Source organism: Roseibium sediminis (assembly GCF_008711325.1).
GTDB lineage: Bacteria > Pseudomonadota > Alphaproteobacteria > Rhizobiales > Stappiaceae > Roseibium > Roseibium sediminis.
In genome coordinates this window covers 227519-250597 of the sequence record NZ_VXDB01000002.1, presented here as the reverse complement: position 1 = coordinate 250597, position 23079 = coordinate 227519, and the positions used below count along the sequence as shown (strand labels likewise).

General features: G+C 57.4%; 20 protein-coding genes and 2 riboswitches. Of the genes, 14 read left to right on the top strand and 6 right to left on the bottom strand.

The window, feature by feature from the left end; genetic code table 11:
* The first annotated feature begins 184 nt into the window (after positions 1–184).
* The 5 genes from F0155_RS03115 to F0155_RS03095 all read left to right on the top strand — a co-directional run bounded on the left by F0155_RS03115 (position 185) and on the right by F0155_RS03095 (position 5560).
* A complete protein-coding gene (locus F0155_RS03115) occupies positions 185–1042 on the top strand; it encodes a DUF6159 family protein (RefSeq protein WP_150523009.1) in 858 nt (285 codons plus the stop codon).
* 155 nt (positions 1043–1197) lie between these two features.
* Entirely contained in the window at positions 1198–1797 is a 600-nt protein-coding gene (locus F0155_RS03110; RefSeq protein WP_150523008.1) for a superoxide dismutase, read from the top strand.
* Positions 1798–1972: 175 nt separating this feature from the next.
* Positions 1973–2434, top strand: coding sequence for a c-type cytochrome (locus tag F0155_RS03105; RefSeq protein ID WP_150523007.1), 462 nt, complete (start codon positions 1973–1975; stop codon positions 2432–2434).
* 345 nt (positions 2435–2779) lie between these two features.
* Complete coding sequence (locus F0155_RS03100; protein ID WP_150523006.1) at positions 2780–3694, top strand: cytochrome c; 915 nt, start codon at positions 2780–2782, stop codon at positions 3692–3694.
* A 171-nt stretch (positions 3695–3865) separates the two neighbouring features.
* Entirely contained in the window at positions 3866–5560 is a 1695-nt protein-coding gene (locus F0155_RS03095; protein ID WP_150523005.1) for a BCCT family transporter, read from the top strand.
* A gap of 78 nt (positions 5561–5638) precedes the next feature.
* Here the strand turns inward: F0155_RS03095 and F0155_RS03090 are convergent, their stop codons facing one another.
* The 4 genes from F0155_RS03090 to F0155_RS03075 all read right to left on the bottom strand — a co-directional run bounded on the left by F0155_RS03090 (position 5639) and on the right by F0155_RS03075 (position 10344).
* Positions 5639–5992 (bottom strand): hypothetical protein, encoded by a 354-nt coding sequence (locus F0155_RS03090; protein WP_150523004.1) that lies wholly within the window; start codon positions 5990–5992, stop codon positions 5639–5641.
* Between the two features lie 140 nt (positions 5993–6132).
* Positions 6133–7734 (bottom strand): ABC transporter substrate-binding protein, encoded by a 1602-nt coding sequence (locus F0155_RS03085; protein ID WP_208999097.1) that lies wholly within the window; start codon positions 7732–7734, stop codon positions 6133–6135.
* Between the two features lie 113 nt (positions 7735–7847).
* On the bottom strand, positions 7848–9932 hold the full coding sequence (locus F0155_RS03080) for a S9 family peptidase (RefSeq protein WP_150523003.1): 2085 nt from the start codon (positions 9930–9932) through the stop codon (positions 7848–7850).
* A gap of 61 nt (positions 9933–9993) precedes the next feature.
* Positions 9994–10344, bottom strand: a complete 351-nt coding sequence (locus tag F0155_RS03075; protein WP_150523002.1) for a DMT family protein — start codon at positions 10342–10344, stop codon at positions 9994–9996.
* A gap of 242 nt (positions 10345–10586) precedes the next feature.
* On the opposite strand from F0155_RS03075, the gene F0155_RS03070 reads away from it, so the two are divergent.
* Complete coding sequence (locus F0155_RS03070; protein WP_150523001.1) at positions 10587–11144, top strand: hypothetical protein; 558 nt, start codon at positions 10587–10589, stop codon at positions 11142–11144.
* Positions 11145–11271: 127 nt separating this feature from the next.
* Positions 11272–11485, top strand: a riboswitch (cobalamin riboswitch).
* Positions 11486–11538: 53 nt separating this feature from the next.
* Here the strand turns inward: F0155_RS03070 and F0155_RS03065 are convergent.
* Positions 11539–13788, bottom strand: a complete 2250-nt coding sequence (locus F0155_RS03065; RefSeq protein WP_150523000.1) for a mechanosensitive ion channel family protein — start codon at positions 13786–13788, stop codon at positions 11539–11541.
* A 284-nt stretch (positions 13789–14072) separates the two neighbouring features.
* Positions 14073–14289, top strand: a riboswitch (cobalamin riboswitch).
* A gap of 296 nt (positions 14290–14585) precedes the next feature.
* Here F0155_RS03065 and F0155_RS03060 point away from each other — a divergent pair.
* The 4 genes from F0155_RS03060 (at position 14586) to F0155_RS03045 (ending at position 17775) form a co-directional block, all read left to right on the top strand.
* Positions 14586–14966: a DUF1636 family protein gene (locus F0155_RS03060; protein ID WP_150522999.1), complete on the top strand. Its 381-nt coding sequence runs from the start codon at positions 14586–14588 to the stop codon at positions 14964–14966.
* Positions 14963–15736, top strand: coding sequence for an ABC transporter ATP-binding protein (locus tag F0155_RS03055; RefSeq protein ID WP_150522998.1), 774 nt, complete (start codon positions 14963–14965; stop codon positions 15734–15736). Before F0155_RS03060 ends, F0155_RS03055 begins: the two co-directional genes overlap by 4 nt.
* 18 nt (positions 15737–15754) lie before the next feature.
* Positions 15755–16690 (top strand): ABC transporter substrate-binding protein, encoded by a 936-nt coding sequence (locus F0155_RS03050; RefSeq protein ID WP_150522997.1) that lies wholly within the window; start codon positions 15755–15757, stop codon positions 16688–16690.
* Between the two features lie 95 nt (positions 16691–16785).
* Entirely contained in the window at positions 16786–17775 is a 990-nt protein-coding gene (locus F0155_RS03045) for a FecCD family ABC transporter permease (RefSeq protein ID WP_192913743.1), read from the top strand.
* A gap of 9 nt (positions 17776–17784) precedes the next feature.
* Here the strand turns inward: F0155_RS03045 and F0155_RS03040 are convergent, their stop codons facing one another.
* Positions 17785–19029, bottom strand: a complete 1245-nt coding sequence (locus tag F0155_RS03040; RefSeq protein WP_150522995.1) for an MFS transporter — start codon at positions 19027–19029, stop codon at positions 17785–17787.
* Between the two features lie 157 nt (positions 19030–19186).
* Between F0155_RS03040 and F0155_RS03035 the strand changes: the two genes are divergently transcribed.
* The 4 genes from F0155_RS03035 to F0155_RS03020 all read left to right on the top strand — a co-directional run bounded on the left by F0155_RS03035 (position 19187) and on the right by F0155_RS03020 (position 23073).
* A complete protein-coding gene (locus tag F0155_RS03035) occupies positions 19187–19522 on the top strand; it encodes a DUF2834 domain-containing protein (RefSeq protein WP_150522994.1) in 336 nt (111 codons plus the stop codon).
* Between the two features lie 376 nt (positions 19523–19898).
* Entirely contained in the window at positions 19899–22277 is a 2379-nt protein-coding gene (locus F0155_RS03030) for a putative monovalent cation/H+ antiporter subunit A (RefSeq protein ID WP_150522993.1), read from the top strand.
* Positions 22277–22696, top strand: a complete 420-nt coding sequence (locus F0155_RS03025) for a Na+/H+ antiporter subunit B (protein ID WP_150522992.1) — start codon at positions 22277–22279, stop codon at positions 22694–22696. Before F0155_RS03030 ends, F0155_RS03025 begins: the two co-directional genes overlap by 1 nt.
* Positions 22696–23073, top strand: a complete 378-nt coding sequence (locus F0155_RS03020; RefSeq protein WP_150522991.1) for a Na+/H+ antiporter subunit C — start codon at positions 22696–22698, stop codon at positions 23071–23073. The genes F0155_RS03025 and F0155_RS03020 overlap by 1 nt, the downstream gene beginning before the upstream one ends.
* Positions 23074–23079 lie beyond the last annotated feature (6 nt).

Genomic DNA, 23079 nt, shown 5'->3' with positions numbered 1-23079 from the left:
AGTTTCAACTGTTGGCATCTGGCGGGTTACCGACAGGTTGAAAAGACCTGTCGGTAAGGACTTGTTTGCCATGGTTGGACGCAAACAGAGCGATTTCGTGACGATTGAGCGGAAAATCAGTGAAATTTACCCAAGGTAAATCAAACTATTGCAGTCAAGGGGAGGTTGGTTTGGGAGCTCGTGAATGTTTGACAAGGTTTCCCGCGCGTTTAGTCTGCTAGGTCCGTGCTGGCGCGTGCTCATGCTGGACAAGGAACTCCTGTTGTTTCCTGTCATGAGCGCGATTGCACTTGTTGCTGTTCTGGTCGGCGGGTTTATTCCGCTGAAAGAGGCCGGTATTCTCGATGCACTTACGCAAAACACGGGCGACGGCCAGCAGGTTGATCAGCAGATCCTCTATATGGTTTTGGCTTTAGGCTTCTACTTCGCCTGTTACTTCGTAATTATCTTTTTCAATGCAGCGTTGATCGGATGTGCCTTGATCAGGTTTTCTGGCGGAAACCCGACCATTGCGGACGGGTTCCGTCTTTCCATCAAAAACCTGCCACAGATCGCGACGTGGGCGCTTCTCACCGCAACCGTCGGCGTGCTTCTTCAGCTCCTTGAAAGCCGCTTGGAGGGCCTTGCCAAGCTTCTGACCGGGCTGCTTGGGGCTGCATGGTCCGTGGCTACCTATTTTGCAGTTCCCATTTTGGTCGTCGACGGTGTAGGGCCAACGGAAGCCTTGAAGCGATCTGTCGAAGCTATCCGCAAGACATGGGGGGAGTCCCTTGTCAGCCACGTAGGTTTTGGCGTGCTGAGTATGTTCGCCACGATTGTCGTCTTACCCGTGTTTCTCTTGGTCGGGCAATTGGCTCCCACTTCACCGGAGTTGGCAATGGGTCTGGTGGCCATGGCCATTATCTGGATCGTGCTTGCCAATCTGGTGATTTCCACCTTGAGCGCCATCATGCGCGCGGCGCTTTACATCTATGCGGTGGAAGGCGAGGTGCCCGATCAGTTCGACAGTCAGCTGATGCGGAACGCATTCGTGCATACGTGATTGTCCGGAGGAATAAAAACAAGAAAAATTTTCTTTATTCCGCATTCCGTCATTGCCGTTTGGCATTCGGGCTCCTAAATTGCAGCCCGAAGCGGAAGGCCGAAGCAGAATTGGGTTGCTCCTTCCGTTAGCCTCAGACCCAAGGGAGTTTTGCCATGTCTTTCGAATTGCCCGATCTTCCGTATGCCTATGATGCACTCGGCCCGTACATGTCTGCCGAAACGCTGGAGTTCCACCACGACAAGCACCACATGGCTTACGTGACCAACGGCAACAATCTGCTGAAAGACAGCGGTCTGGAAGGCAAGTCCCTGGAAGAGATCGTCAAGGAAAGCTTCGGCAAAAATGCTGGCCTCTTTAACAATGCCGGTCAGCACTACAACCACATCCATTTCTGGAAGTGGATGAAGCCGAATGGTGGCGGCAAGGCCCTTCCGGGTGCTCTGGCTTCCAAGATCGACAGCGATCTGGGCGGCTACGACAAGTTCCGCGCCGACTTCATCGCAGCTGGCACCACACAGTTCGGATCCGGTTGGGCATGGCTGGCGCTCAAGGATGGCAAGCTGGAAATCATGAAGACCCCGAATGGCGAAAACCCGCTGGTTCTGGGCGCAACTCCGCTTCTGGGCGTGGATGTGTGGGAGCACTCCTACTACATCGATTATCGCAATGCCCGTCCGAAGTACCTTGAGGCATTTGTCGATAGCCTGATCAACTGGGACTACGTTCTGGAACTCTACGAAGCAGCTTCCTGATCCCAAATCAGCAAGAATTATTGAACAAACCCCGGTCCGTATGGGCCGGGGTTTTTTGTTTGAAACTGTTTCACTTCGACGTGTCTTGTCCTTCGAACACGGAAATGCCTAAGTGTATTCCCATACGTAAATTCGCACGGTTTCACGTTGCGAGTGTTCTTGAGAGGAGAAACACATGCGTTATTTGAAATATGGTATTGCCGCTGCCGTCGTATCCTTGGCTGCCGCAAGCGTTGCCGCAGTTGCTGCAGAAGGCAATCCGGTTGTTGACCGCAAGGCTGTCATGCAGTCCGTCGGGGCCGCTGCCGGTCTTGGCGGCGGAATGATGAAGGGCGAAATCGCCTACACACCGGCCGCCGGCAAGGCCGCCATCGCCACCATGAACGCAGCAGGCCACACCTTCGGTGCCTTGTTCCCGGACGGGTCTGATGTGGCCGCCGACACCACAGCTGCACCGAAGATCTGGGAAGATCGGGCCGGGTTTGAGGCGGAACTGGCGAAATTCTCCGGCGCTGCCCACGCTGCAGCTGCTGCTTCCGGCAAGGAAGGTCCGGCTGACATCGAGGCTTTCAAGGCTTCGTTCGCTCCGATCCTTGGAACCTGCAAGTCCTGCCATGAAGGCTACCGGGTCAAGTAACCCGATCTCTGCAATTGGACATTCATACCAACCTCAAAGGATAAGAACCCATCTGATGGCTCTGGTCCGGTTTGTCCGGCAAGGCGCGCTGCGCAGGACGGCCTGACTGGCCGTTCAAGCAGCGCAACGCTGTCCGGCGAGCCGGAGCGAGCCACCGAAGGCCGTGTTTGGGCACAGTTCTGCTGCGTTACAGGTTTTGAACGATAAACCATATCGCCCTGCAACCTGTTCCTTGCCGAACAGTCCCCAAACACGGTCAGATAGGTTTTTATCCTTTGAGGTTGGTATAACTCCCGCTTCGCAGATCATCTGCGAAGCAGATAACTATTTTCTTTTGGAGATTCCATGAAAAAGGTCCTCGCATTTCTGCTGGTTGTTGGCGGTATTGCAGCAGCAGTTGCCTATCTGCTCAGCACGCCTGAAACGCTTCCGGCGCAGGAGGTGGCACAGGCCGGAGACGGGGACGCAGTTCGTGGAGAAACCCTCTTTTGGGCAGGTGGTTGTGCATCCTGCCACGCGGCCCCCGGCGCAAAGGGCGAGGCCAAACTGGTTCTGACCGGTGGTGTGAAGCTGGAAAGTCCCTTCGGGACATTCGTGGCCCCCAATATCTCCGCCAGCGCGGCAGACGGGATCGGCGGTTGGTCTCTTGAAGACTTCGCCAATGCCATGCTGAAGGGAACGTCGCCGGAGGGGGAACACTATTTCCCCGCCTTTCCCTTTACATCCTATTCCCGCATGACGCTTGGAGATGTCTCGGACCTCTTCGCCTTCATGAAGACATTGCCTGCCGTTGATGGAAAGGCGGCCGAGCACGAGATCGGATTTCCGTTCAACATCCGCCGTGCCGTAGGGTTCTGGAAGCTTCTCTATCTTGATCCGGCTCCAGTCATCGCGGCGCCTTCCGGCAGCGACGTCGATCAGGCTGTCTGGCAGCGCGGTCGATATCTGGTGGAGGGGCCCGGCCATTGCAGCGAATGCCACACGCCGCGCAATGCCATCGGCGGACTGGACAAGTCCCGTTGGCTGGCCGGGGCGACAGCACCCGTTGGAGACGGCAAGATCCCGGATATCACACCGGGCGAGGGCGGAATTGGCAGCTGGAGCGCGGGTGACATTGCCTACTATCTGGAAAGCGGCTTCACGCCGGACTACGATTCCGTGGGCGGCGAAATGGTCTCCGTTCAGGAAAACATGGCCCATTTGGCTGCCTCGGACAGGGCGGCAATTGCGGTTTATCTGAAGGCGCTTCCCGAACGCTAGGTCAACATTTCCGGACTGCTGGATAACGTTTCAACGGACAAGAAAAGCCGTCGATCATTTGTCCGGGTGCGACAAAATGGGTCGCATTAGACAAAAGTAGGTCGCATACATGCCATCAGCTTCCTCTGGGTAACCTACCATTAACCATTGTTGGTAGGGGAGGAAAACTAGATGAGTGACAGTCATCCGAACAGTCATCTCGTGGCAAAGAGTGGTCTCTTTGCCGGGCTTCACCCGGGGATGGGTATAGCAGCCAAGGGAATGGTGGCGGCCTTCGTCATTTTTACTGTTTTGAACGTGGATTTTGCCGGAAAGGTTTATGGCGCAGTGCGCAGCTGGATCGAAAGTGGTCTCGGCTGGTACTACATCACCGCAATGACGGTGATGTTCTTCGTCTGCGTCTACTTGATGTTCTCCAAATACGGTTCGCTGCGCCTCGGGGACGACGACAGCCGTCCGGAATTCAGCAATTTCTCCTGGTTCTCGATGCTGTTTTCTGCAGGGGTCGGGATTGGGATCCTGTTCTTCGGTGTTGCCGAACCGATTTTCTACTTCGATAACTCCGGTGCGTTTGGCTATCCGAACAATCCCCATGCCGATCTCAACGGCCATATGGATATGAACATCCAGCGGGCAGTCGACGCCATGCGGGTGACCTATTTCCATTGGGGCTTCCACGGCTGGTCGGTCTACGTGATGGTGGGGCTTTGCCTTGCCTATTTCGGCTTCCGAAAGAAGCTGCCGCTGACCATGCGCTCGGCGCTGTTCCCGCTGATCGGCAACAGGATTTACGGCCCATGGGGTCACGCTGTTGACCTTCTGGCTGTTTTCGGGACGGTCTTTGGCGTTGCAACATCGCTGGGCCTTGGCGTGAGCCAGATGGCGGAAGGCTTGAACGTCCTGTTCGGCATCGAGCCCTCGATCTTCACCAAACTGATGCTTATCCTTGTGATCTCCATCATCGCGACCCTGTCAGCCGTGTCTGGCGTTGGCAACGGCATCCGGATCATTTCCGAGTGGAACATCTGGTTGTCAGTCGTCCTGTTGGCGGCCTTTGTTGCGGTTGGTCCGGCGAAGTGGTTGATGAGCTTCTTCATCACTTCCATTGGTGACTACATCTGGAACGTGGTTCCCATGGGCTTCTGGACGGCCAATGAGCCCGGCAATGCCGCGTGGCAGGGTGGATGGACCATCTTCTACTGGGGCTGGTGGATCTCCTGGTCGCCGTTTGTCGGCATGTTCATTGCCCGCATTTCCCGTGGCCGCACGATCCGCGAGTTCATGGTCGGCGTGATGTTCGTTCCCACCCTGATCGCCTTCTTCTGGCTTTGCATGTTTGGTGGCAACGCCATCTGGCAGGAAATGAATGCAGTTGGTGGACCGGGTGCAGCAGGCGGTGCAGGCGTCATCGAGACTGTCAGGGCCTGGAATCTTCCTTCCGCCCTTTATGGCACGATCGACAACCTCGCTCGGACATCCTGGATGGGCGACATGAGCTGGATGATCTGGCCACTGTCGGCGCTGGCGACTTTCTTGCTCGCGTCGTGGTTCATCACGTCGTCCGACTCCGGAACCCTCGTCATCACCACCATGCTCTCCATGGGCGATGATGATCCCCCAAAGGCATTCCGCATCATCTGGGGTATGGGTGAAGGTCTGGTCGCTGCCGTGCTCCTGCTGGCAGGCGGGCTCGGTGCCCTGCAGACCGCTTCCATCGCGGCTGCATTCCCGATCTCCTTCGTCCTGCTGGCCATGACATGGGGGCTCTTGAAGTCTCTGAAGGAAGATCCATCGGCGTCGCCTGCGGTCGACCCCAATGCGATTGCACCAGATGGCACGCATATCACGCAGGATCTGCATGCCTGATCCGGCTTGAGCCTTATGGAAAAGAAAATGCCCGCCAAACCGGCGGGCATTTTTGTATCTCTCGGATAAGCCCGACAATCAGACGCCAACTTCCTCACAGCGCGAATAGATGCCGATCTGGATCAAACCGCCGATATAGGTCAGGAATGTCTGGCATTCCGGCAAAGTCTTGAAGCAGCCAACGCGGCTGACATTGCGCGTCTGGTCGAAAGAGACATACTTGCCTGAAACCGTGCCCTTCCAGCCCGGGCCGGCAAAGCTGCGGCAGTCATACTGCGTGCCGTAGGTCTGCGGAATGCTGTAGAAGGTCGGTGTCGGCTTGAAGAGAAGGTCTTCGGCAGACTGGTACTGGCAACCGGCAAGAACGCCGGAAAGCAGAACCGCAAGGCCAAGCCCGGCCAAGCGCTTTGGGGCAAATCGAGCCGATGCCATTGAAAATCTCCTGAACCAAAAAAGGGTGCGATCAAGTCGCGTTGCTACGTGCCTCAGGCCTACAATTCTTTCGCGAACTTGCCAAGAGGGGCGCAGCGGCGTGAACGCCGGAACCACGGGAGTTCCGGCGCACTTTCAGATCAGTTCACCGTGATCCAGCGCAGCATGACGAAATCGTCGGCCCGCTGCACGAGGTCGATGTTTCCCTGCGAGCCCCAGAGCAGGGGCTGGATGTGCAGGGGGACATAGACCGTGTCGTCTTTCAAGATGAGGGCAACCTCATCCAGCATCGCCTGACGCTTGGCCGGATCAATCTCGCGCTGGATCTGCGGCAGAAGCTCGTCGACACGGGCGTTGGAATAGCCGCCAAAGTTCCAGCTTCCGAGCTTCTTCTCGTCGTTTTGGGTGTGAACGAGGAAACGGATCGGGTGTTCTGCATCAAAGGTGCCGGGCGACCAGCCCAGAAGATACATGTCGAAATTGCCTTCCCGCAGTTCCTGCCAGTAGTTGCGAACCGGCATGGCGGTCAGATTTGTCTTGATGCCCACCTTCGCGAGCATCGCCGCAACGGCCTTGCAGATGGCTTCATCGTTGATGTAGCGGTCATTCGGGCACATCAGGCCAAAGGAAAACCCGTCCGGATACCCGGCTTCGGCAAGCAGTGCCTTTGCCTTGTCCGGATCAAAGGCAGGGCGCCCTGCGGCCTTCTCGCTGTAGCCCTTCATCTGGGCACTGACGAGCTGGGAGGCGGCTTCGCCGTTTCCGCGCATGATCTTGTCAACGATGGCGTCGGTGTGAATGGCATGGGAGACGGCTTGCCTGACCCGAGGGTCCTGAAACGGATTGCGGTCCGTCATCTCGTCTGAATATTTCAGCGTCTCAGCCTTGTGACCAAAGCCGAGCATGATCACCCGCGCCTCAATGCCCTTGTGCAGTTTCAGGTGGTCGACCGAGGCAATCCGGTCAACATCCTGCACCGGTACCGGATCGATCAGGTCAACTTCCCCGGTTAGCAGGGCGGCAACCGAGGTTGCCGGGTTGGAAATCGGCAGAAACTCCACCCGTGTCAGATTGTGTTCCACCTTGTCCCACCAATGGTCGAACCGCACGAGAACGGTGCGCACACCCGGTTCCCGATCCAGTAGGCGAAACGGGCCTGTCCCGTTGGTCAACAATGTGGCGTAGGTTTCGGAATCCCGCGCCGGCAGCTGCGCGCCATGGGCTTCGGCCCAGCCCTTGTCCATGATCAGGAAGTTCGCAATGGAATCGGGGAAAATCGGATCAGGCTGGCTGGTCAGAAAGTCGACTGTGAAATCGTCGACGATCTTGACCTCGGTCACGGATGCAAACCAGGCGCGGGTATCGGATTGTTCGGATGACGCGCGCTGATAGGAGAACAGCACGTCTTCGGCAGTAAAGTCTGCCCCGTCGTGGAAGTTGACGCCCTTGCGCAGGTGAAAACGCCAGCCGCTGGTTCCAAGCGGTTCCCAGCTTTCCGCCAGAGACCCTTCAATGGCCATGTTCCGGTCCCGTCGCACGAGACCCTCATAGACATTGTTGAGGAACCCCAGAACGGCAGCGGAATTGACCGCATGCGGGTCCATGGTTTGCGGATCGGTCGGCGACGCCCATCTGATGTCGGCAGCGTGCGCGGTTGAAGTGAGCAGGGCGGCAGATGCGGCGACGGCTAGGCCACGCGCAAACTTGCCTGCCAGCATGTGCGTCACGGAAGAGTGTGTCATGGAAATTCCCTTCAGTTTTGGTAGGGCGATAAAAACTCTAATGGGAAATAAAAATAAAGAAACGCCGATCCAAGGTTTTGGACCGGCGTAAATTCAATTTCCAAATAGGAAGATCAGGCCTTGCCTGTCACCATCAACGCAAAGGCCTGATTGAGCGCGACTTCCTTCAACCGGTCAAACCGCCCGGAGGCACCGCCGTGGCCCGCGTCCATGTTGGTCTTGAGCATGAGAAGGCTGTCGCCCGTCTTTGTGGCCCGAAGGCGCGCCACCCATTTTGCGGGCTCCCAGTAGGTCACACGCGGATCGGTGAGGCCGCCAATTGCAAAGATCGCGGGATAGTCTTTCGCCTCCACATTGTCGTACGGGGAATAGGAGGCGATGTACTGGTAGGCGTCCTTGTCGGTGACAGGATTGCCCCACTCCGGCCATTCCGGCGGGGTCAGAGGCAGGGTATCGTCCACCATTGTGTTGAGAACATCCACGAAGGGCACCTCGGCAATCAGCCCGGCGAATTTCTCCGGCGCCATATTCGCCACCGCGCCCATCAGCATTCCGCCGGCAGAGCCGCCATGGGCGATGATCCGGTCGTGGGCCGTAAAGCTCTCGGCCACCAGATGGTCGGCGGCTGCAATGAAATCGGTGAAGGTGTTCTTCTTCTTCTCCCGCCGTCCATCCTTGTACCAGCGGAAGCCCTTGTCCTTGCCGCCGCGCATATGGGCAATGGCATAGACAAAGCCACGGTCCACCAGCGACAGGGCATTGGTGTTGAAGCTGGCGGGAATGGTGATGCCATAGGAGCCGTAGCCATAAAGCAGGCACGGAGCGGACCCGTCGAGCGGTGTGTCCTTGTGATAGAACAGCGAAATCGGCACCAGTTCGCCATCAGATGCCTTGGCCTGCAGGCGGCGGCTGACATAGTCCGACGCCGTGTGGCCCGACGGCACTTCCTGCTCCTTGAGGAGAACCCGCTCACGGGTTTCGACATTGTAGTCGAAGGTCTGCGAGGGGGTCGTCATGGACGAATAGGAAAAGCGAATGGTCGAGGTATCGAACTCGTAGCCGCCACCAAGCCCAAGCGAATAGGCTTCCTCGTCAAAGGCAACCTCATGCTCGGCCCCATCGGCAAGCGACCGGATCACGATGCGCGGCAGGCCGCCGTCGCGTTCAAGCCGTGTCATGAAGCTCTTGTAGACGGTGAGCGACAGGATGAGGGTGCCCGGCTTGTGCGGAACAAGGTCCTGCCAGTTGTCCCGGACAGGAGCGGACTTCGGCGCGGTGACGACCTTGAAGTCTTCCGCGTCGCCGACATTCGTAAGGATGTAGAGCGTGTCGCCGTGATCCTCGATTGAATACTCGATGCCGGTCTCGCGTGGGGCGATCAGCATCGGTTCACTCAGCGGCTTGTCTGCGGGGATCATCCAGACTTCCGACGTCTCGTGATCGTGAATGTCGATCACGATGGTATCGCCGGACTGGGTCTCGCCAACGCCCATGAAGAACCCGGCATCGGGTTCCTCGTGAACCAGCACGTCTGCCGACGGATCGGTCCCGATCTCGTGGCGGAACACCTTGGACGGGCGATGGTTGGCATCGAGCCGGATATAGAACAGGTGCTTGCTGTCTTTGGAGAAGACCCCGCCGCCAGCGGTATCCTCGATGGAATAATCAAGGTCCGCGCCGGTGGAAAGGTCACGGATCTTCAGGGAATAGTATTCCGATCCCTTTTCGTCATGCCCCCAGGCCAGCAGCTTGTGATCCGGCGAATGGCTAGCGCCGCCAAACTTGAAATAGGCCTTGCCGTCCGCTTCCTTGTCGCCGTCGAGTAGAACGGTTTCCTCGCCGCCATCGCGGGGCGTACGAATGAATTTCGGATGCTGTCCGCCGGTGACGTATTTCACGCCGTATGCATAGGGACCATCAGGCGAGGGGACCGAGCTATCGTCCTCTTTGATACGCCCGCGCATCTCCTTGTAGAGCTCTTCCTGCAGCGCCTCGGTCGGTGCCATGACGGCACCTTGATAGGCATTCTCCGCTTCCAGATACTGGCGGATGTCATCTGCAAGAACCGAAGGATCACGCATCACCTCCTGCCAGTTCTCCGCTCTCAGCCAGGCATAGTCGTCCTGACGTTTGAAGCCGTTGATCTCAAGGGTGACAGGCCGCGCGTCAGCGCGTGGGGGCGTGGGAATATGTGTCATGCAATTCGAGTTAGGTTTTTTGGACGGAATTGGCAAGGGAAGAGGCCGGTGAAATCACAGGCTACCACTTGTGGAATATGAAGAAGGCACCCGCTGCGATGAACGCAAAACCCACCAGATGGTTCCAGAGCAGGGGCTCTTTCAGATACCAGACCGAAAAAGCAACAAAAACAGTAAGTGTAATGACTTCCTGTATTGTCTTGAGTTCAGCTGCACTGAAATGGCCATGGCCGATGCGATTGGCCGGAACCTGAAAACAATATTCGAAAAGCGCGATCCCCCAACTGATCAGGATGACCGTCAGAAGCGGGGCTGATTTGAACTTCAAATGCCCGTACCAGGCGAAGGTCATGAACAGGTTGGAAATGACCAGCAGTCCGATGGTCACCACAGGAATAGACATGCGGTCCATAATGCTCGCCACACGGTTCTAGATCCTGCGCAACTTACTCTGACCAAAAGGGAAAACCATCAGGCCTCGAGCCGCCCGACGCCATTTGTCACCGTTATTTTTGTCAGGTGAGGGGTGGAAGCACCACCGCGCGGGTCGTGTTTCCTAATTAGTTACGAAAAGGAAGTATGTGAAGATGAAATGGTATTTTAGCCAGTGTCAAAATACTTTGTGTCGATATTGTCCAGGGCTGGGGGGTAGTGTTGCAAAAGCTAGTTGATTTTCTTTTTTTACCTTTGCTTGGTTTGGGTGTTGGCTTTTTGTCTTTCAAGGTTTTGTATCCTTCACAAAGTTCAGAATACTCTCGTCCAACTAAGGTCGTGGAGGCGAGTTTCAAGAATGTGGAGGCGGCCAGACCAGAACAAGATAGTAACAAAGAAGAATCGTATAAGCGAAGACGTGCTACTTATACATGGCTTCAAGATCCGTTCCGATGGACCTCTGAGGTCAAATATCTACAGAGAGTAAATTGTGCCGACTATGCTATGCGGCAATATGCGAATAGCCTTAAGTCATTATCGACCGCAGGTTTTGACCAAGAAACTGGGAGGCTGATTTCTGGCGATGGAGACGTTTTGTCAGCGTACCAGTGGAGGCATCTACAGGCGAACACAATACCCCTTCAGCCGCTCGCTTATATGAAAGATGAATTTGTACCAGAAAACTTCAAACACGTGATGAAGGGAATTGTCCGTAAGAAAAATTGGACGACATGTAAGTTCAATCCTCCTTTCGGTACAGATGCCATAAGCTTTGACTGACGCCAGTTGGTCGCAGGGGGCGAAAACCGCATATTTCTTGAATTCGCAGAGTTGACGGAGGCTCATTCCCGCAGCCTGATTCCTCGATCAGCCTTGCTGATTGGCATCCCGCGCTTCCACAGACATGAACAGGGGACGCAATGGTTGTCAGAAAGAAGCTTCTCTCTGGCATTAAAAGGGAACACGGTGAGGCGTAGGCATCAGCCACCAAATCCGTGACTGCCCCCGCAATTGTGAGCGGCGAGTGCACCTGCAGGAAGGCCACGGTGAGGAGACCCGCGAAGGCGCAGGCAGCATGGCGACCCGCAAGTCAGAAGACCTGCAATCTGCGCGAAAGTGTCAGATCGCGTGGGGTATTCTGCGAAGAGCCGCTTCGGCAAAAATACGTCCCGATCTAGTTCCTTGCATTGGCGTGTGCCAAAAGCCCGGCGGCGCCTTCAGTTTCGGGGTCGTCTTTCGCTGAATTGGAAGAAACACTGATCGTCGGGCGGGCGAACTGGATGCCGTTTGCTTCAAAGACCTTCTGCACGGTGGCGAAGGCATGGCGGCGGATGACAAACTGTTTGCCCGGTTTGGACATGAACTTTGTGCTGATCACAAAGCCGTAGTCGCTGGCCTCAACCGCGCCTTGCGCCTTGAAGGGCTGAAGGAAATCGTCCTTGATATCTTCCTTTTCGGACAGTTCCTGACCAGCCTTTTTGAGGAGTTTGCGGACTTTCTCCAGATCTGTGTCAAACGGCACCGTGAAGCGGAGTTTCATAATCGCCCAATCGCGGCTGTAATTCGTCAGGGTCTGGATTTCGCCAAACGGAATTGTATGAACCGCGCCCCTGTGATGTCGAAGCTGCAGTGACCTGACAGACATCCGTTCAACAACGCCCTTGACCGAACCGGTGTCGATATATTCGCCAATACGGACTGCGTCATCGATGAGGAAAAAGGCCCCGGAAACGATGTCACGCACCAGCGTTTGCGAGCCGAAGCCGATGGCGAGGCCGACAACACCTGCGCCAGCCAGGACAGGAGCGATGTCTACACCTGCAGCGGTCAGGATTGCCATGGAGACCGTGGCTATCACCAGTGCCTGTATTGCGCGCTTTATGAGGGGAAGGAGCGTTCGGGTTCTGGACAGCCCGGTGCCGCCAATTTCCATTTCGCCCAGATCGTCCGCGTTTCCGCTCAAGGCATCTTCTTTCTCGATTTGCTGAGAAATATAGATGTTGCTGAAGTTCCAGAGGGATAGGCCCACGAGAATGTAAAACAGGCTGTTGACCAGCGTGTTCCAGTACTGGCGCAACCCGTTATCGTCTTCTGAAAGCCCGGCCACGGCGAACAGGTGCCAAGACGCCAGAAACACGATGGCAATCAGGGCTGCTCCCAAAGGACGGAGTGTATTGATGAGGGCGTAGGAAAAACCGCGTTCCTTGTCCTGTTGGAGGTCGAGTTCGCTGCGGACAAGAAGAGCATCGATATGCGGATAGACGCCGGCAAGAAGCAACGTGAGTAAACCGGCACCATAAGGAACCGCATCGCCGATCAGCTCCATGATGACCAGCAGCGCCCAGACGAGTGGCGGAAGTGCAATCAAAAAGCCTGCCCAGTATCGTGCGAACCTGCTTCGGCTTCTCGACGGGCCAACGTTCAGATCCTGCTCGATCGCCGCACGGTTCAGCGCAAATGACAGCGACATCAGCAGCGCTGCAATACCGGTAACGGTGACGAGGAAAAGGTCGTGTACCGGACCGGAAACGCCAAGGGTGTTGATCAAGGCGCAGGTGAAGAACGCAAATGCACCAAACCCGACAGCTATCAGCATTGTGGCGAAAAGGTTCAGTGCCTGATCATTCGTGAAGGATGGCAGCCGCAACCGCTCATTTCCAGGTGAATAGAAAGCGGTCAGGAAGGCGGTGGCGAACCAGAACAGACAGATCGGCACGAGGTAGAAGACAAATGCCAGCCTATTCTTTGCGCTTTCATCGAAGAAGACGAAGTAGATGAGGGAGGCCGTCGCCGCAAAGAGACAGATCGACAGGATCTGCCGAAAGATGGCGCTGGCGTGCAAGGACAACTTGTCAAAGGCGCTGGGCAAAAGTGTCTGTTGCTCGGAGACTGGCCCGTTTCCGGCCGCCAGAAAACGCCAGAACCCGACTGTCGCTATTCCGCCAATCGCGAGTGAAACGAACAACGCCACAACAAACCGTCCACCCGATCCCGGTGACTGGTCTTTGCTGAAGGCGTCGAAGCCTCTCGAGAAGATTCCGGGCAGTTCCTGGTAGGCTCCAAAGATCTCGCGGCCATGTTTCGACAAGTCTCCTAGCGTCGAATTGAAGAAATGGGCGATTTTCGCAGGATTGAAGACCGCGCTTTGTTCAGGCTGGTCGGCACGCTTTTCCTTGATCTCGTTGAGCAGGATTTGTCTGACCTGCTGATCCGTGAGCGTAAGGTAGGTGTCTGCATCGGCCTTTTGCGCGGCAAGACCATCGATGCTGTCTTGTGCCCATGCTGCGCTTGCAAGTGTTGCCGCCAATATGAGGGCAATCATCGCAAGGAAGCGGATTAACCGATTCCATGATCTGAAGGCGGTGCCTGCCTTTCGCATGCCGGAGATGGAAGCTTCGTGGAAGATCGGGAGGGCTTCGGTCATGATGGCTTACTTTGCAGGGAGCGAGACTGCCTGCAGTATATCGATCGTAAAATCACCATGGGTATTCGGTGGCTTGATAGTTTCGATTGTCACTGGCAATTAAAAATCAATTCGCTCGTCTTATGAACATCTGGTCAGTTTCTTGAGCCAATAAGGTCAATTGCAAGTCCAAGCCGAGCTTCATCAAGAGAGCAAGATCGGCTTGGTCCTTCATGGTTCGGGCGCAGCCTTGCGAAACGGTCATAAATGCGTGGAAGAGATTGACATCCCGCGATTCCGAAGACATGAACAAAGGACGCAATGGTTGTCAGAAAGAAGCTTCTCTCTGGCATTAAAAGGGAACACGGTGAGGCGTAGGCATCAGCCACCAAATCCGTGACTGCCCCCGCAACTGTGAGCGGCGAGTGCACCTGCAGGAAGGCCACTGGGAGGAGACCCGGGAAGGCGCAGGCAGCATGGCGACCCGCAAGTCAGGAGACCTGCCATCAGCGGATGAACTTCAAATCGGGCGGGGTGTCCGACAAGAAGCCGCAGGTTATGACAACAGCGCGGACGAGTGTCCGCCCTTCTGCTCCAGACCCGGTTTCTTTTCATGGCCCCGCAAATCGCGGAGGGCGATATGAAACGAGGAAACGGGTACAGAAACTCCCGACTTTCAGAAATGCGCGAGCTTTTGAAGCCGCTTGGCATACGCGCGGGCCGTGCAATGGCTCCGGACAGGTCAGAAAAAGGCATGGACAGGCATCAGTTGTGTGATGTAATAACATTACATAACCTGACCAACCTGGATGCGGCCAATGACCGGTAAATCCCATGCGATCATCGTCTGCACCACCTGCCGAGAGGCGGGCAGCGAAGAGCGTCCGGGCAAGGCACTCCTTGATCAGCTGAGCGGCGCACTGGCAAGGGACGCGACCCTAAGCCAAGCGTTCTCGATTGCCGGACCGGAGTGCATGGCGGGCTGTTCAAGATCCTGCACGGTGGCCTTTCGTGCCGAGGGCAAGGCAACCTATCTCTTTGGCGACATGGCGCCGGACGAGGATGTCGCCGATCTCCTGACCTTTGCGCACCAATATCGCGAGATTGAAGACGGGTGGTGCATATCGAAGGACCGACCCGGAAAATTGCGGCGGACCGCTCTGGCCCGCATACCAGCCATCAAGGGGCCCGGAGCATGAGCGCTGCGGAGCTGACTGTCGATGAAGTGACATGGGGTCCGGACCGCAAGGGCGTCCTGCTGCACCCACTGTCCTTCACGCTCAAACCCGGCCATATCCTCGGCGTTGTCGGGGCGAACGGGGCGGGAAAATCCACCTTGTTGCGCCTTCTCTATCGCTTCAACCGTCCGCGTCAGGGGCGGGTGATTCTGAATGGCTCCGACATATGGTCGATGAATGCGCGCGAGGTTGCCCGCAACATTGCTGCCGTTTTGCAGGAGCAGCCGACCGATTTTGCGCTGACCGTGCGCGAAATCGTGGCGCTGGGCCGCGCGCCGCATGCAAGCGGTCTTGCTCGGGGCGGGGCACGGGATGCGGAAATCGTGGAAGGTGCGCTCAAGCGCATGCAGCTTCTGCCGCTGGCGGGCCGACGGCTTGGCACCCTGTCCGGCGGGGAAAGGCAACGCGCGATGGTGGCCCGCGCTCTGGCGCAGGAGCCGAAACTTCTGGTGCTGGACGAGCCGACCAACCACCTCGACATCCGCCACCAGCTGGAAATTCTTGCCCTCGTGCGTGGCCTCGGCATCACCATCGTCACGAGCCTGCACGATCTGAACATGGCTGCTTCGCTCTGCCATGACCTGCTTCTGCTCTCAAATGGCAAGGCCCTTGCCTTTGGCCCCCCGGAAGAAGTCCTCACTCCAGAGCGTGTGGAGACCGCCTTTTCGGTTCGCACCAGTATTCAAACCCTGCAACCGAGCGGCGACCCGCACTTCACGTTTTCTCTTTGATCCCAAGGTACGAACACCATGAAATCCCTTCTGGCCTCTCTGGCCCTTTCCCTCCTTGCAACGTCCGCTCTAGCTTCCGTCGAGATCAAAAGCTGCAACAGGACCGTAACGTTTGATGCTGCGCCGAAGGCTGCGGTCTCCAACGATTCCAATCTCACCGAGATGATGCTCATTCTTGGCCTGCGCGATCGCATGGTCGGCTATACCGGTGTGTCCGGCTGGAAGACCCTGGATGAAGAGGCGCGGGAAGCGGTCGAGGAATTACCGGAGCTTTCCGAAAAATATCCGACCAAGGAAGTGCTGATTGGCGCGGACGCCGATTTTCTGTTCGCCGGCTGGAACTACGGAATGAAGGTGGGCGGAGAAGTCACACCGGAGTCTCTGGAGCCGTTCGGCATCAAGGTCTACGAGTTGACGGAGTCCTGCATTCACATTGGCGAGAAGCCGAAAGTGTCGATGGACGACATGTATAACGACCTTCTCAACCTCGGGAAGATCTTCCGCGTCGAGGATCAGGCACAAAGCCTTGTGGCCGCCTATCGGGCGGAGCTTGAGGAATTTACCTCAGGGCTCAAAATCACCGGCGAGCCTTTGAAAGTCTTCGTATACGACAGCGGCGAGGACAAGCCGTTCACGGCTGGTCGCTATGCCATGCCGACCGCGCTGATTGAGGCTGCCGGCGGCGTCAACATCATGGATGATTTCGAGAAAAGCTGGGCGCGGGTAGACTGGGAAAGCGTGGTCGACCGCAACCCGGACGTCATTGTAATCGTCAACTATGGCAGCGTCACTGCGCAAGACAAGATCAACTTTCTGAAGACCAGCCCGGCCCTTGCTGATATTCCTGCCGTACAGAACGACCGTTTCGTGGTGCTCGACTATGCCGAGGCTACTCCGGGGCCGCGCAACATCGATGCCGTAAAGAAGCTTGGCAACGGCTTCTGGGGAGAGTGACACTCATGACAGACCGGACCGACACCGAAGAGGTCGAGCTGCGCCGGACAGATGCGCGAGCGATCGCCATTCGTCCCACCGGTTTCGGCCAGGCGATGGTTGGCGGCTTCGGTCTGTTGCTGGCCTCCATCGTGATGGCGGTCTCGGTCGGGGCTGTGTCGGTGCCGGCGGATACGGTTATCGGCATTGTCACAAGCAAGCTTTTTCCAGGAACAGTGGAAGTGGCCTGGTCGACAGGGCGCGAAGCCATTGTGTGGGATATCCGCTTTCCGCGTGTGTTGCTGGCCGGTCTTGTCGGCGCAGGACTGGCCGTTGTCGGGGCAGCGCTTCAAGCGGTCACCCGCAATCCGCTGGCCGATCCGCATCTGTTGGGCATTTCCTCCGGCGGCGCCTTCGGGGCCATTTTGGCATTGATGCATACCGGGTTGTTTCTCGGACTTCTGACGGTGCCGTTCATGGCCTTCGTCGGGGCTCTTGGCGCGACGCTGCTGGTTTTGTGCGTCACGCGCTTTGCAGCGGCCACCAGCGCCGACAGGCTCGTGCTGGCCGGTGTGGCGGTCTCCTTCATCATCATGGCCTTCGCCAACACGCTGATTTTCCTAGGAGACCCGCGGGCGACGCACACGGTGGTGTTCTGGATGCTGGGCGGGCTGGGGCTCGCGCAATGGGAGCATCTGGTCTATCCGTCGGTGGTCCTTGTGCTCTGCTCGGCCTTTCTATGGCTGCGGGGGGGGGATCTCAACGCGATGACCATTGGCGACGAAACAGCCTCCACGCTTGGCATCCCGGTGGCGCGGTTCCGTCTGACGGTTTTCGTCGTCGGGGCACTGATCACCGGCGTCATGGTGGCTTTTTCGGGCATGATCGGCTTTGTTGGCCTGATGATCCCGCATATCGTGCGGTTTCTCGTTGGCGGAAGCTATTCACGCGTCATCCCGGCAAGCATGCTGGCAGGCGCAATCTTCCTGATCTGGGCCGACATTCTCTCGCGCACGCTCATGGCACCGGAAGACATTCCCATCGGTATCGTCACCGGTCTGATCGGCGGTCTCTTCTTCATCTGGCTGCTGCGACGGCAGGGGTAATACCAACCTTCAAGCCGGAACCGGTTCACCGCCGCGTCCGCGCGCATTCCTCAGGATAAACACCAGAATGGCCATGTTCATCAGGTTCCAGGCGATGCCGTTGATGAACGCCGCGTCGTAGGACCCGGTCAGGTCGTAGATCCAGCCTGACAGCCAGCCTCCAAGCGCCATGCCCAGGATGGTGGACATCATGACAAGGCCAATGCGCTGTCCGGCTTCCCGGGCGGGCAGATACTCGCGCACGATCACCGCATAGCTCGGCACGATGCCGCCTTGCGAGAGGCCAAAGATCATCGAGATCACATAGAGCGAACCAAGGCTGTCAAAGGGGATGAACAGCAACAGCGCTGCGCACTGTAAGAAGGTGCCAAGCAGCAAGGTCCGAATGCCGCCGATCCTGTCGGCGAGATAACCGGAGGCAAGGCGGCTGATCACGCCAAAGCCGGTCATGAGTGCGATCATGTCCGCGCCCTGCGCCACGTTGAAGCCAAGGTCCACGCAATAGGCGACGATATGAACCTGTGGCATGGACATGGCGACACAACAGCCGAGCCCGGCCAGAACCAGAAGCATTTGCAGCTTCGCCGGACTGAGTTGCGGAGACAGCTGACCGAACCGGCCAAGCACAGACGCATGGCCTCCGGAAAGATCGTGGTCCGGCTTGCGCAGCAGGAAGAAGGTGAGCGGCACCATGATCGCAACGCAAAGCCCGCCAATCATCATGTAGGTGGTGCGCCAGTCGGTGAAGGTGAACCCCCACTGGATGAAGGATGGCCAGAGCACGCCTGCAAGATAATTGCCGCACGCTGCCGAGGCGACGGCAATGCCGCGATGGCGCTGGAACCAGTGGGACAGATCGGCAAGCAGGGGGCCGAAAGTTGCTCCCGTACCCAGACCGACCAGAAGGCCCTGTGCCAGCGTGAAGAGCAGAATGTTGGGGCTGAGCGCAGCAAGCACAAAACCTGCGCCGAGAAAAAACGCCGACAGGAGAACCGGCAAGACGATCCCGAACCGGTCAACCAGACGTCCGATCAGGTAGTTGCCGGCAGCAAAACCCAGCATGGTCATGGTGTAGGGCAGGGAGGCATCCGCACGATCCACGCCGAAATCCGCCTGCACAGAGGGCAGGATGATGACAATCGCCCACATGCCTGCACCACCGACTGTGGACAGGATGATGCAAATCGCCAGCCGAAACCAGGCGTAGGTGCCGTCGGGGGCGTAAGGATCAGTGGGTGTTCCGGATGCTGACATGCAGGAAGCTCTTGAGTTTCGGCCAAGACTAGCGCTAGCAGGAGTGCGTTGTCAGCACCAATGAAACTTTGCCCGCCATCCGATCAATTTGAGTGATCAAAGCATTTCCTGGCGAAATGCATCTCCAAGTCGCCCACACAGCCTAAGGACCATCACTATGTCCCTCAAGACTTTCTATCTCGTCATGACAATCGTCGGGACGGTGATTCCCTGGGTCTTCTTTTCCCGATTCTTCGCCGAAAACGGTCTGGATGTGCCGCTGTTCCTCCAGTCTCTGTTTGCAAACGGAGCAGCAGGCGGATTTTCGGCTGATGTTCTGATCTCGATTTTTGTCTTCTGGGTCTGGTCTTTTGCGGATGCAAGACATCTTGGCGTGCGGACGTGGTGGATGGTCTTGCCTGCCGGTTTTACCGTCGGACTGTCCTGTGCCCTGCCGCTCTATCTTTATTTGAGAGAGACTCGGAGCGGAACAGATTGTCGCAGTCCATATTGACGGAATCTCAGGTTTGTCGCGGTCTTCTGCCTGTGCTAGCGTCTGGAAAGGCGTGGGGGCGGGGGCTTTCAATCGCTGGTGAGAAGAACAGCGACCCAGAATCGATTGAACAAGAAAAGCCCCGAACCTATATCGGCCAACAATGATAATTTTCAGGGGGTTTGACTATGCGTTGTTGCAAGATTTCAAATCTAGCGGGGAAACCCACAATTAATAGTGTCCGTTATCTGGAAACGTTTTTCTAACGGTTGCGTGCCAACCCTCTAGGACGTAAGTAAAAACCATATCTCTTGGGCCTTCCAGTCTGGGTGCCGGGCGCCGTTATTTCAAAGTACTCGCCCATCGTCATCCGCACCGAACATGAACTCGGACCAGCATGACGCAATCTGCGATTGACACCACTCTCCTAGCGGTTTTGGCGCCCTTCCTGGCCGCCGCCATCGCTCCCTTCCTCACTCGGCATTTGAAGCACAATGCAGCCTGGCTGCTGGCATTGGTGCCTGCCTGGATCTTCTGGCACTTCGCCGGGTTTGTTGGCCCGGTTTCGAACGGTGAGACGTTCGTGGCCTCGAGATCATGGGCTCCGATCTACCGGGTGGATCTGTCCTTCTTCGTTGACGGTCTGTCGACCGTCTTTGCGTTGCTGATCTCCGGCATCGGGACATTCATCATTCTCTATGCAGGCGGATACCTCAAAGGCCATCCGCAGCAGGGACGGTTCTTCTCGTTCCTGTTCCTGTTCATGGGGGCGATGCTTGGCCTTGTTCTGGGCAACAACCTGTTCACGCTGTTCATCTTCTGGGAGTTGACGTCCATCACGTCCTTCCTGCTGATCGGCTTCGATCACCTTCGTGCCGCCTCCCGCCGTGCCGCCATTCAGGCGCTGGTGGTGACCGGCGGCGGCGGTCTGGTCCTGCTGGCCGGCTTCCTGATGATCATCACGGTGACGGGGCAGGTGGAAATGTCCGTCCTGTTGCAGTCGCCCGACATCATTCGCGAAAGCGGCTTCTACGTCCCGATCTTCTTCCTGATCCTCGGCGGCGCCTTCACGAAATCTGCGCAGTTCCCGTTCCATTTCTGGTTGCCCAACGCCATGGAAGCGCCGACCCCGGTCTCCGCGTTCCTTCACTCGGCAACCATGGTCAAGGCCGGTGTCTACCTCCTGATGCGCATGCATCCGCTGCTTGGTGACACTGATCTTTGGACAACGGTTCTGCCGGTTTTCGGTGGCGCAACGCTTCTCGTCGGTACGATCCTCGCCGTTCGCCAGACAGACCTGAAGCTGATGCTCGCCTATACGACGGTTGCCTCGCTTGGCCTTCTCGTCATGCTGGTCGGCACAAGCTATGAACGGGCTCTGGAAGGGGCGGTGCTCTATCTGATCGCGCACTCGCTGTTCAAGGGCGCGCTCTTCATGGTCGCCGGCACGATTGATCACGAGGCGGGTACCCGAGATGTCACCAAATTGGGTGGCCTGCGTGGCGCGATGCCGATCACGTTCACTGCTGCCTGCCTTGCTGCGCTTTCCATGTCGGGCCTGCCGCCGTTTATCGGCTTCATTGCCAAGGAAGTGCTGTATTACGGCACCACGGGCGCCCCGAGTGCCGCCGTTTGGCTGACGATTACTGCCGTCGTTGGCAATGCCTTGATGCTGGTCATTGCCGCCGCCGTTGCGATCAAGCCGTTCCTTGGGCCGAAAGTGGAAACACCCAAGCACGCCCATGAAGGGCCGATTCTGCTCTTCGCCGGGCCGGTGACACTGTCCTTCCTCGGACTGGTGCTGGCTCTGACGACCCTGTTCACCGGTCATTTCTTCGTCGGTCCGATGCTCTCCTCACTCGTTGGAAAGCCGACCGAAGTCGAGCTGCATCTCGTGCCGCCATATTTCATTGGCAATGTGCCCTTGATGCTGTCCATGGCGACCGTCGCACTTGGCCTCGTCCTGTTCTGGCAGCTGGATCGCCTGCGGGCACTCGTCGCCGCAATTCTGTCTGGCCCGCTGCGGAGTTGGGGACCGGACAAGGGCTTCGATCAGGTCATTGCCGAGATCGTTTCCCTGTCCTCGGTCATCACCCGTGCCCTTCAGAACGGCAAGATGCAGACCTACATGGCGCTGACCTTCATCGTCACCGGTGTTGCGGTTCTCCTGCCGGGTTACTTGACGGGTGGCTGGCCAGCGATGCCGAAGATGCCCTCCTACCACTTCTATGAGTGGGGCATCTTCCTGATCGCGGTGATCGGCCTGATTGCCGTCCTTGTGGCCAAGACCCGTCTGACAGCCATTGTGTCTCTGGGTATTCAGGGCTTTGCGGTCGCCATCATCTTCATGCTGTATGGCGCGCCGGATCTGGCCTTCACTCAGCTGATGGTGGAAACCCTGTCGGTGGTTATTCTGGCCCTCGTCATGACGCGTCTCAACCTGACCCCGCGCGACCATCGTTCGGGCGGAGCGGCACTGGTCACCGGCGTCATCGCGCTCGCCGTTGGTCTTGGTCTGGCATTGACGCTGATCGCCATCACCCAGCAGCCGTTTGACCGGAGCCTGTCGGACTTCTTCACCGAATACAGCCGCTCCATCGCGCATGGCCGCAACATCGTGAACGTTATCCTCGTCGACTTCCGCGGCATTGATACGCTGGGCGAAATCGCGGTGGTGACACTGGCCGGTCTCTGCGTCCTTGCGCTTATCCGGGTTCATACCCCAAGGCCGAAGGACGCCGATCCGGCGCCTGAAAAGAAGGGGGAGGCCGCCTGATGCGTACCGTCATCTTCCGCACTGTCGCGCCTTACCTTTCCGCGCTCATGGTGCTGTTCTCGATCTTCGTTCTCCTGCGCGGGCACAACGAGCCCGGCGGGGGCTTCATCGGCGGACTGATCGCGGCGTCCGCGCTGGCGATCTTCGGTATCGCCTGCGGTGTTGCATCCGTGCGCCGGGCAATCGTCGTTCACCCGATGAGCATTGCCGGTTTCGGCCTGTTCATCGCGGCGCTGTCCGGTCTGCCGTCCCTGTTCAAGAAGCAGACGTTCATGACCAGCCAGTGGCTTGAGTTCAAGTTCTTCGACGTGGACGTGGCACTGTCGACCCCGCTGGTCTTCGACATCGGTGTCTATCTCGTGGTGGTTGGTGCCATCGGCTCCATTGCCCTTGCTCTGGAAGAAAGGGAGAGCGACTGATGGAACTTGGTCTTGCGATCCTGATCGGTATCTTCTTTACCGTTTCGATCTATCTCATGCTCTCCAAGCAGCTGGTCCGCATGCTGCTTGGTGTCGCGATCCTCGGCAATGCGGTGAACCTGTCGATCTTCACCAACGGACGGCTGACCCGTGAGGTTCCCCCGGTCATTCCGGCAGATCTCTATCTGCCTGCGGAAATGACAGCCAACCCGCTGCCACAAGCCCTGGTGCTGACGGCAATCGTGATTTCGTTCTCTTTCTTCGCCTTCCTTCTGGTGCTGGCCTTCCGCGCCTATCAGGAGCTGGGAACGGACGATGTGAACGAAATGCGCGTTGCCGAACCAGAAAACGACCCTCTTCCTCCGCAAGGATATTGATCTGAC

Coding starts and splice junctions, on each gene's coding strand:
- F0155_RS03030 (WP_150522993.1), top strand. CDS start 19,899: ATGACGCAATCTGCGATTGACACCACTCTCCTAGCGGTTTTGGCGCCC.
- F0155_RS03045 (WP_192913743.1), top strand. CDS start 16,786: ATGGTTGGCGGCTTCGGTCTGTTGCTGGCCTCCATCGTGATGGCGGTC.
- F0155_RS03095 (WP_150523005.1), top strand. CDS start 3,866: ATGAGTGACAGTCATCCGAACAGTCATCTCGTGGCAAAGAGTGGTCTC.
- F0155_RS03100 (WP_150523006.1), top strand. CDS start 2,780: ATGAAAAAGGTCCTCGCATTTCTGCTGGTTGTTGGCGGTATTGCAGCA.
- F0155_RS03090 (WP_150523004.1), bottom strand. CDS start 5,992: ATGGCATCGGCTCGATTTGCCCCAAAGCGCTTGGCCGGGCTTGGCCTT.
- F0155_RS03055 (WP_150522998.1), top strand. CDS start 14,963: ATGAGCGCTGCGGAGCTGACTGTCGATGAAGTGACATGGGGTCCGGAC.
- F0155_RS03105 (WP_150523007.1), top strand. CDS start 1,973: ATGCGTTATTTGAAATATGGTATTGCCGCTGCCGTCGTATCCTTGGCT.
- F0155_RS03025 (WP_150522992.1), top strand. CDS start 22,277: ATGCGTACCGTCATCTTCCGCACTGTCGCGCCTTACCTTTCCGCGCTC.
- F0155_RS03060 (WP_150522999.1), top strand. CDS start 14,586: ATGACCGGTAAATCCCATGCGATCATCGTCTGCACCACCTGCCGAGAG.
- F0155_RS03065 (WP_150523000.1), bottom strand. CDS start 13,788: ATGACCGAAGCCCTCCCGATCTTCCACGAAGCTTCCATCTCCGGCATG.
- F0155_RS03080 (WP_150523003.1), bottom strand. CDS start 9,932: ATGACACATATTCCCACGCCCCCACGCGCTGACGCGCGGCCTGTCACC.
- F0155_RS03085 (WP_208999097.1), bottom strand. CDS start 7,734: ATGACACACTCTTCCGTGACGCACATGCTGGCAGGCAAGTTTGCGCGT.
- F0155_RS03020 (WP_150522991.1), top strand. CDS start 22,696: ATGGAACTTGGTCTTGCGATCCTGATCGGTATCTTCTTTACCGTTTCG.
- F0155_RS03040 (WP_150522995.1), bottom strand. CDS start 19,029: ATGTCAGCATCCGGAACACCCACTGATCCTTACGCCCCCGACGGCACC.
- F0155_RS03075 (WP_150523002.1), bottom strand. CDS start 10,344: ATGGACCGCATGTCTATTCCTGTGGTGACCATCGGACTGCTGGTCATT.
- F0155_RS03035 (WP_150522994.1), top strand. CDS start 19,187: ATGTCCCTCAAGACTTTCTATCTCGTCATGACAATCGTCGGGACGGTG.
- F0155_RS03115 (WP_150523009.1), top strand. CDS start 185: ATGTTTGACAAGGTTTCCCGCGCGTTTAGTCTGCTAGGTCCGTGCTGG.
- F0155_RS03050 (WP_150522997.1), top strand. CDS start 15,755: ATGAAATCCCTTCTGGCCTCTCTGGCCCTTTCCCTCCTTGCAACGTCC.
- F0155_RS03110 (WP_150523008.1), top strand. CDS start 1,198: ATGTCTTTCGAATTGCCCGATCTTCCGTATGCCTATGATGCACTCGGC.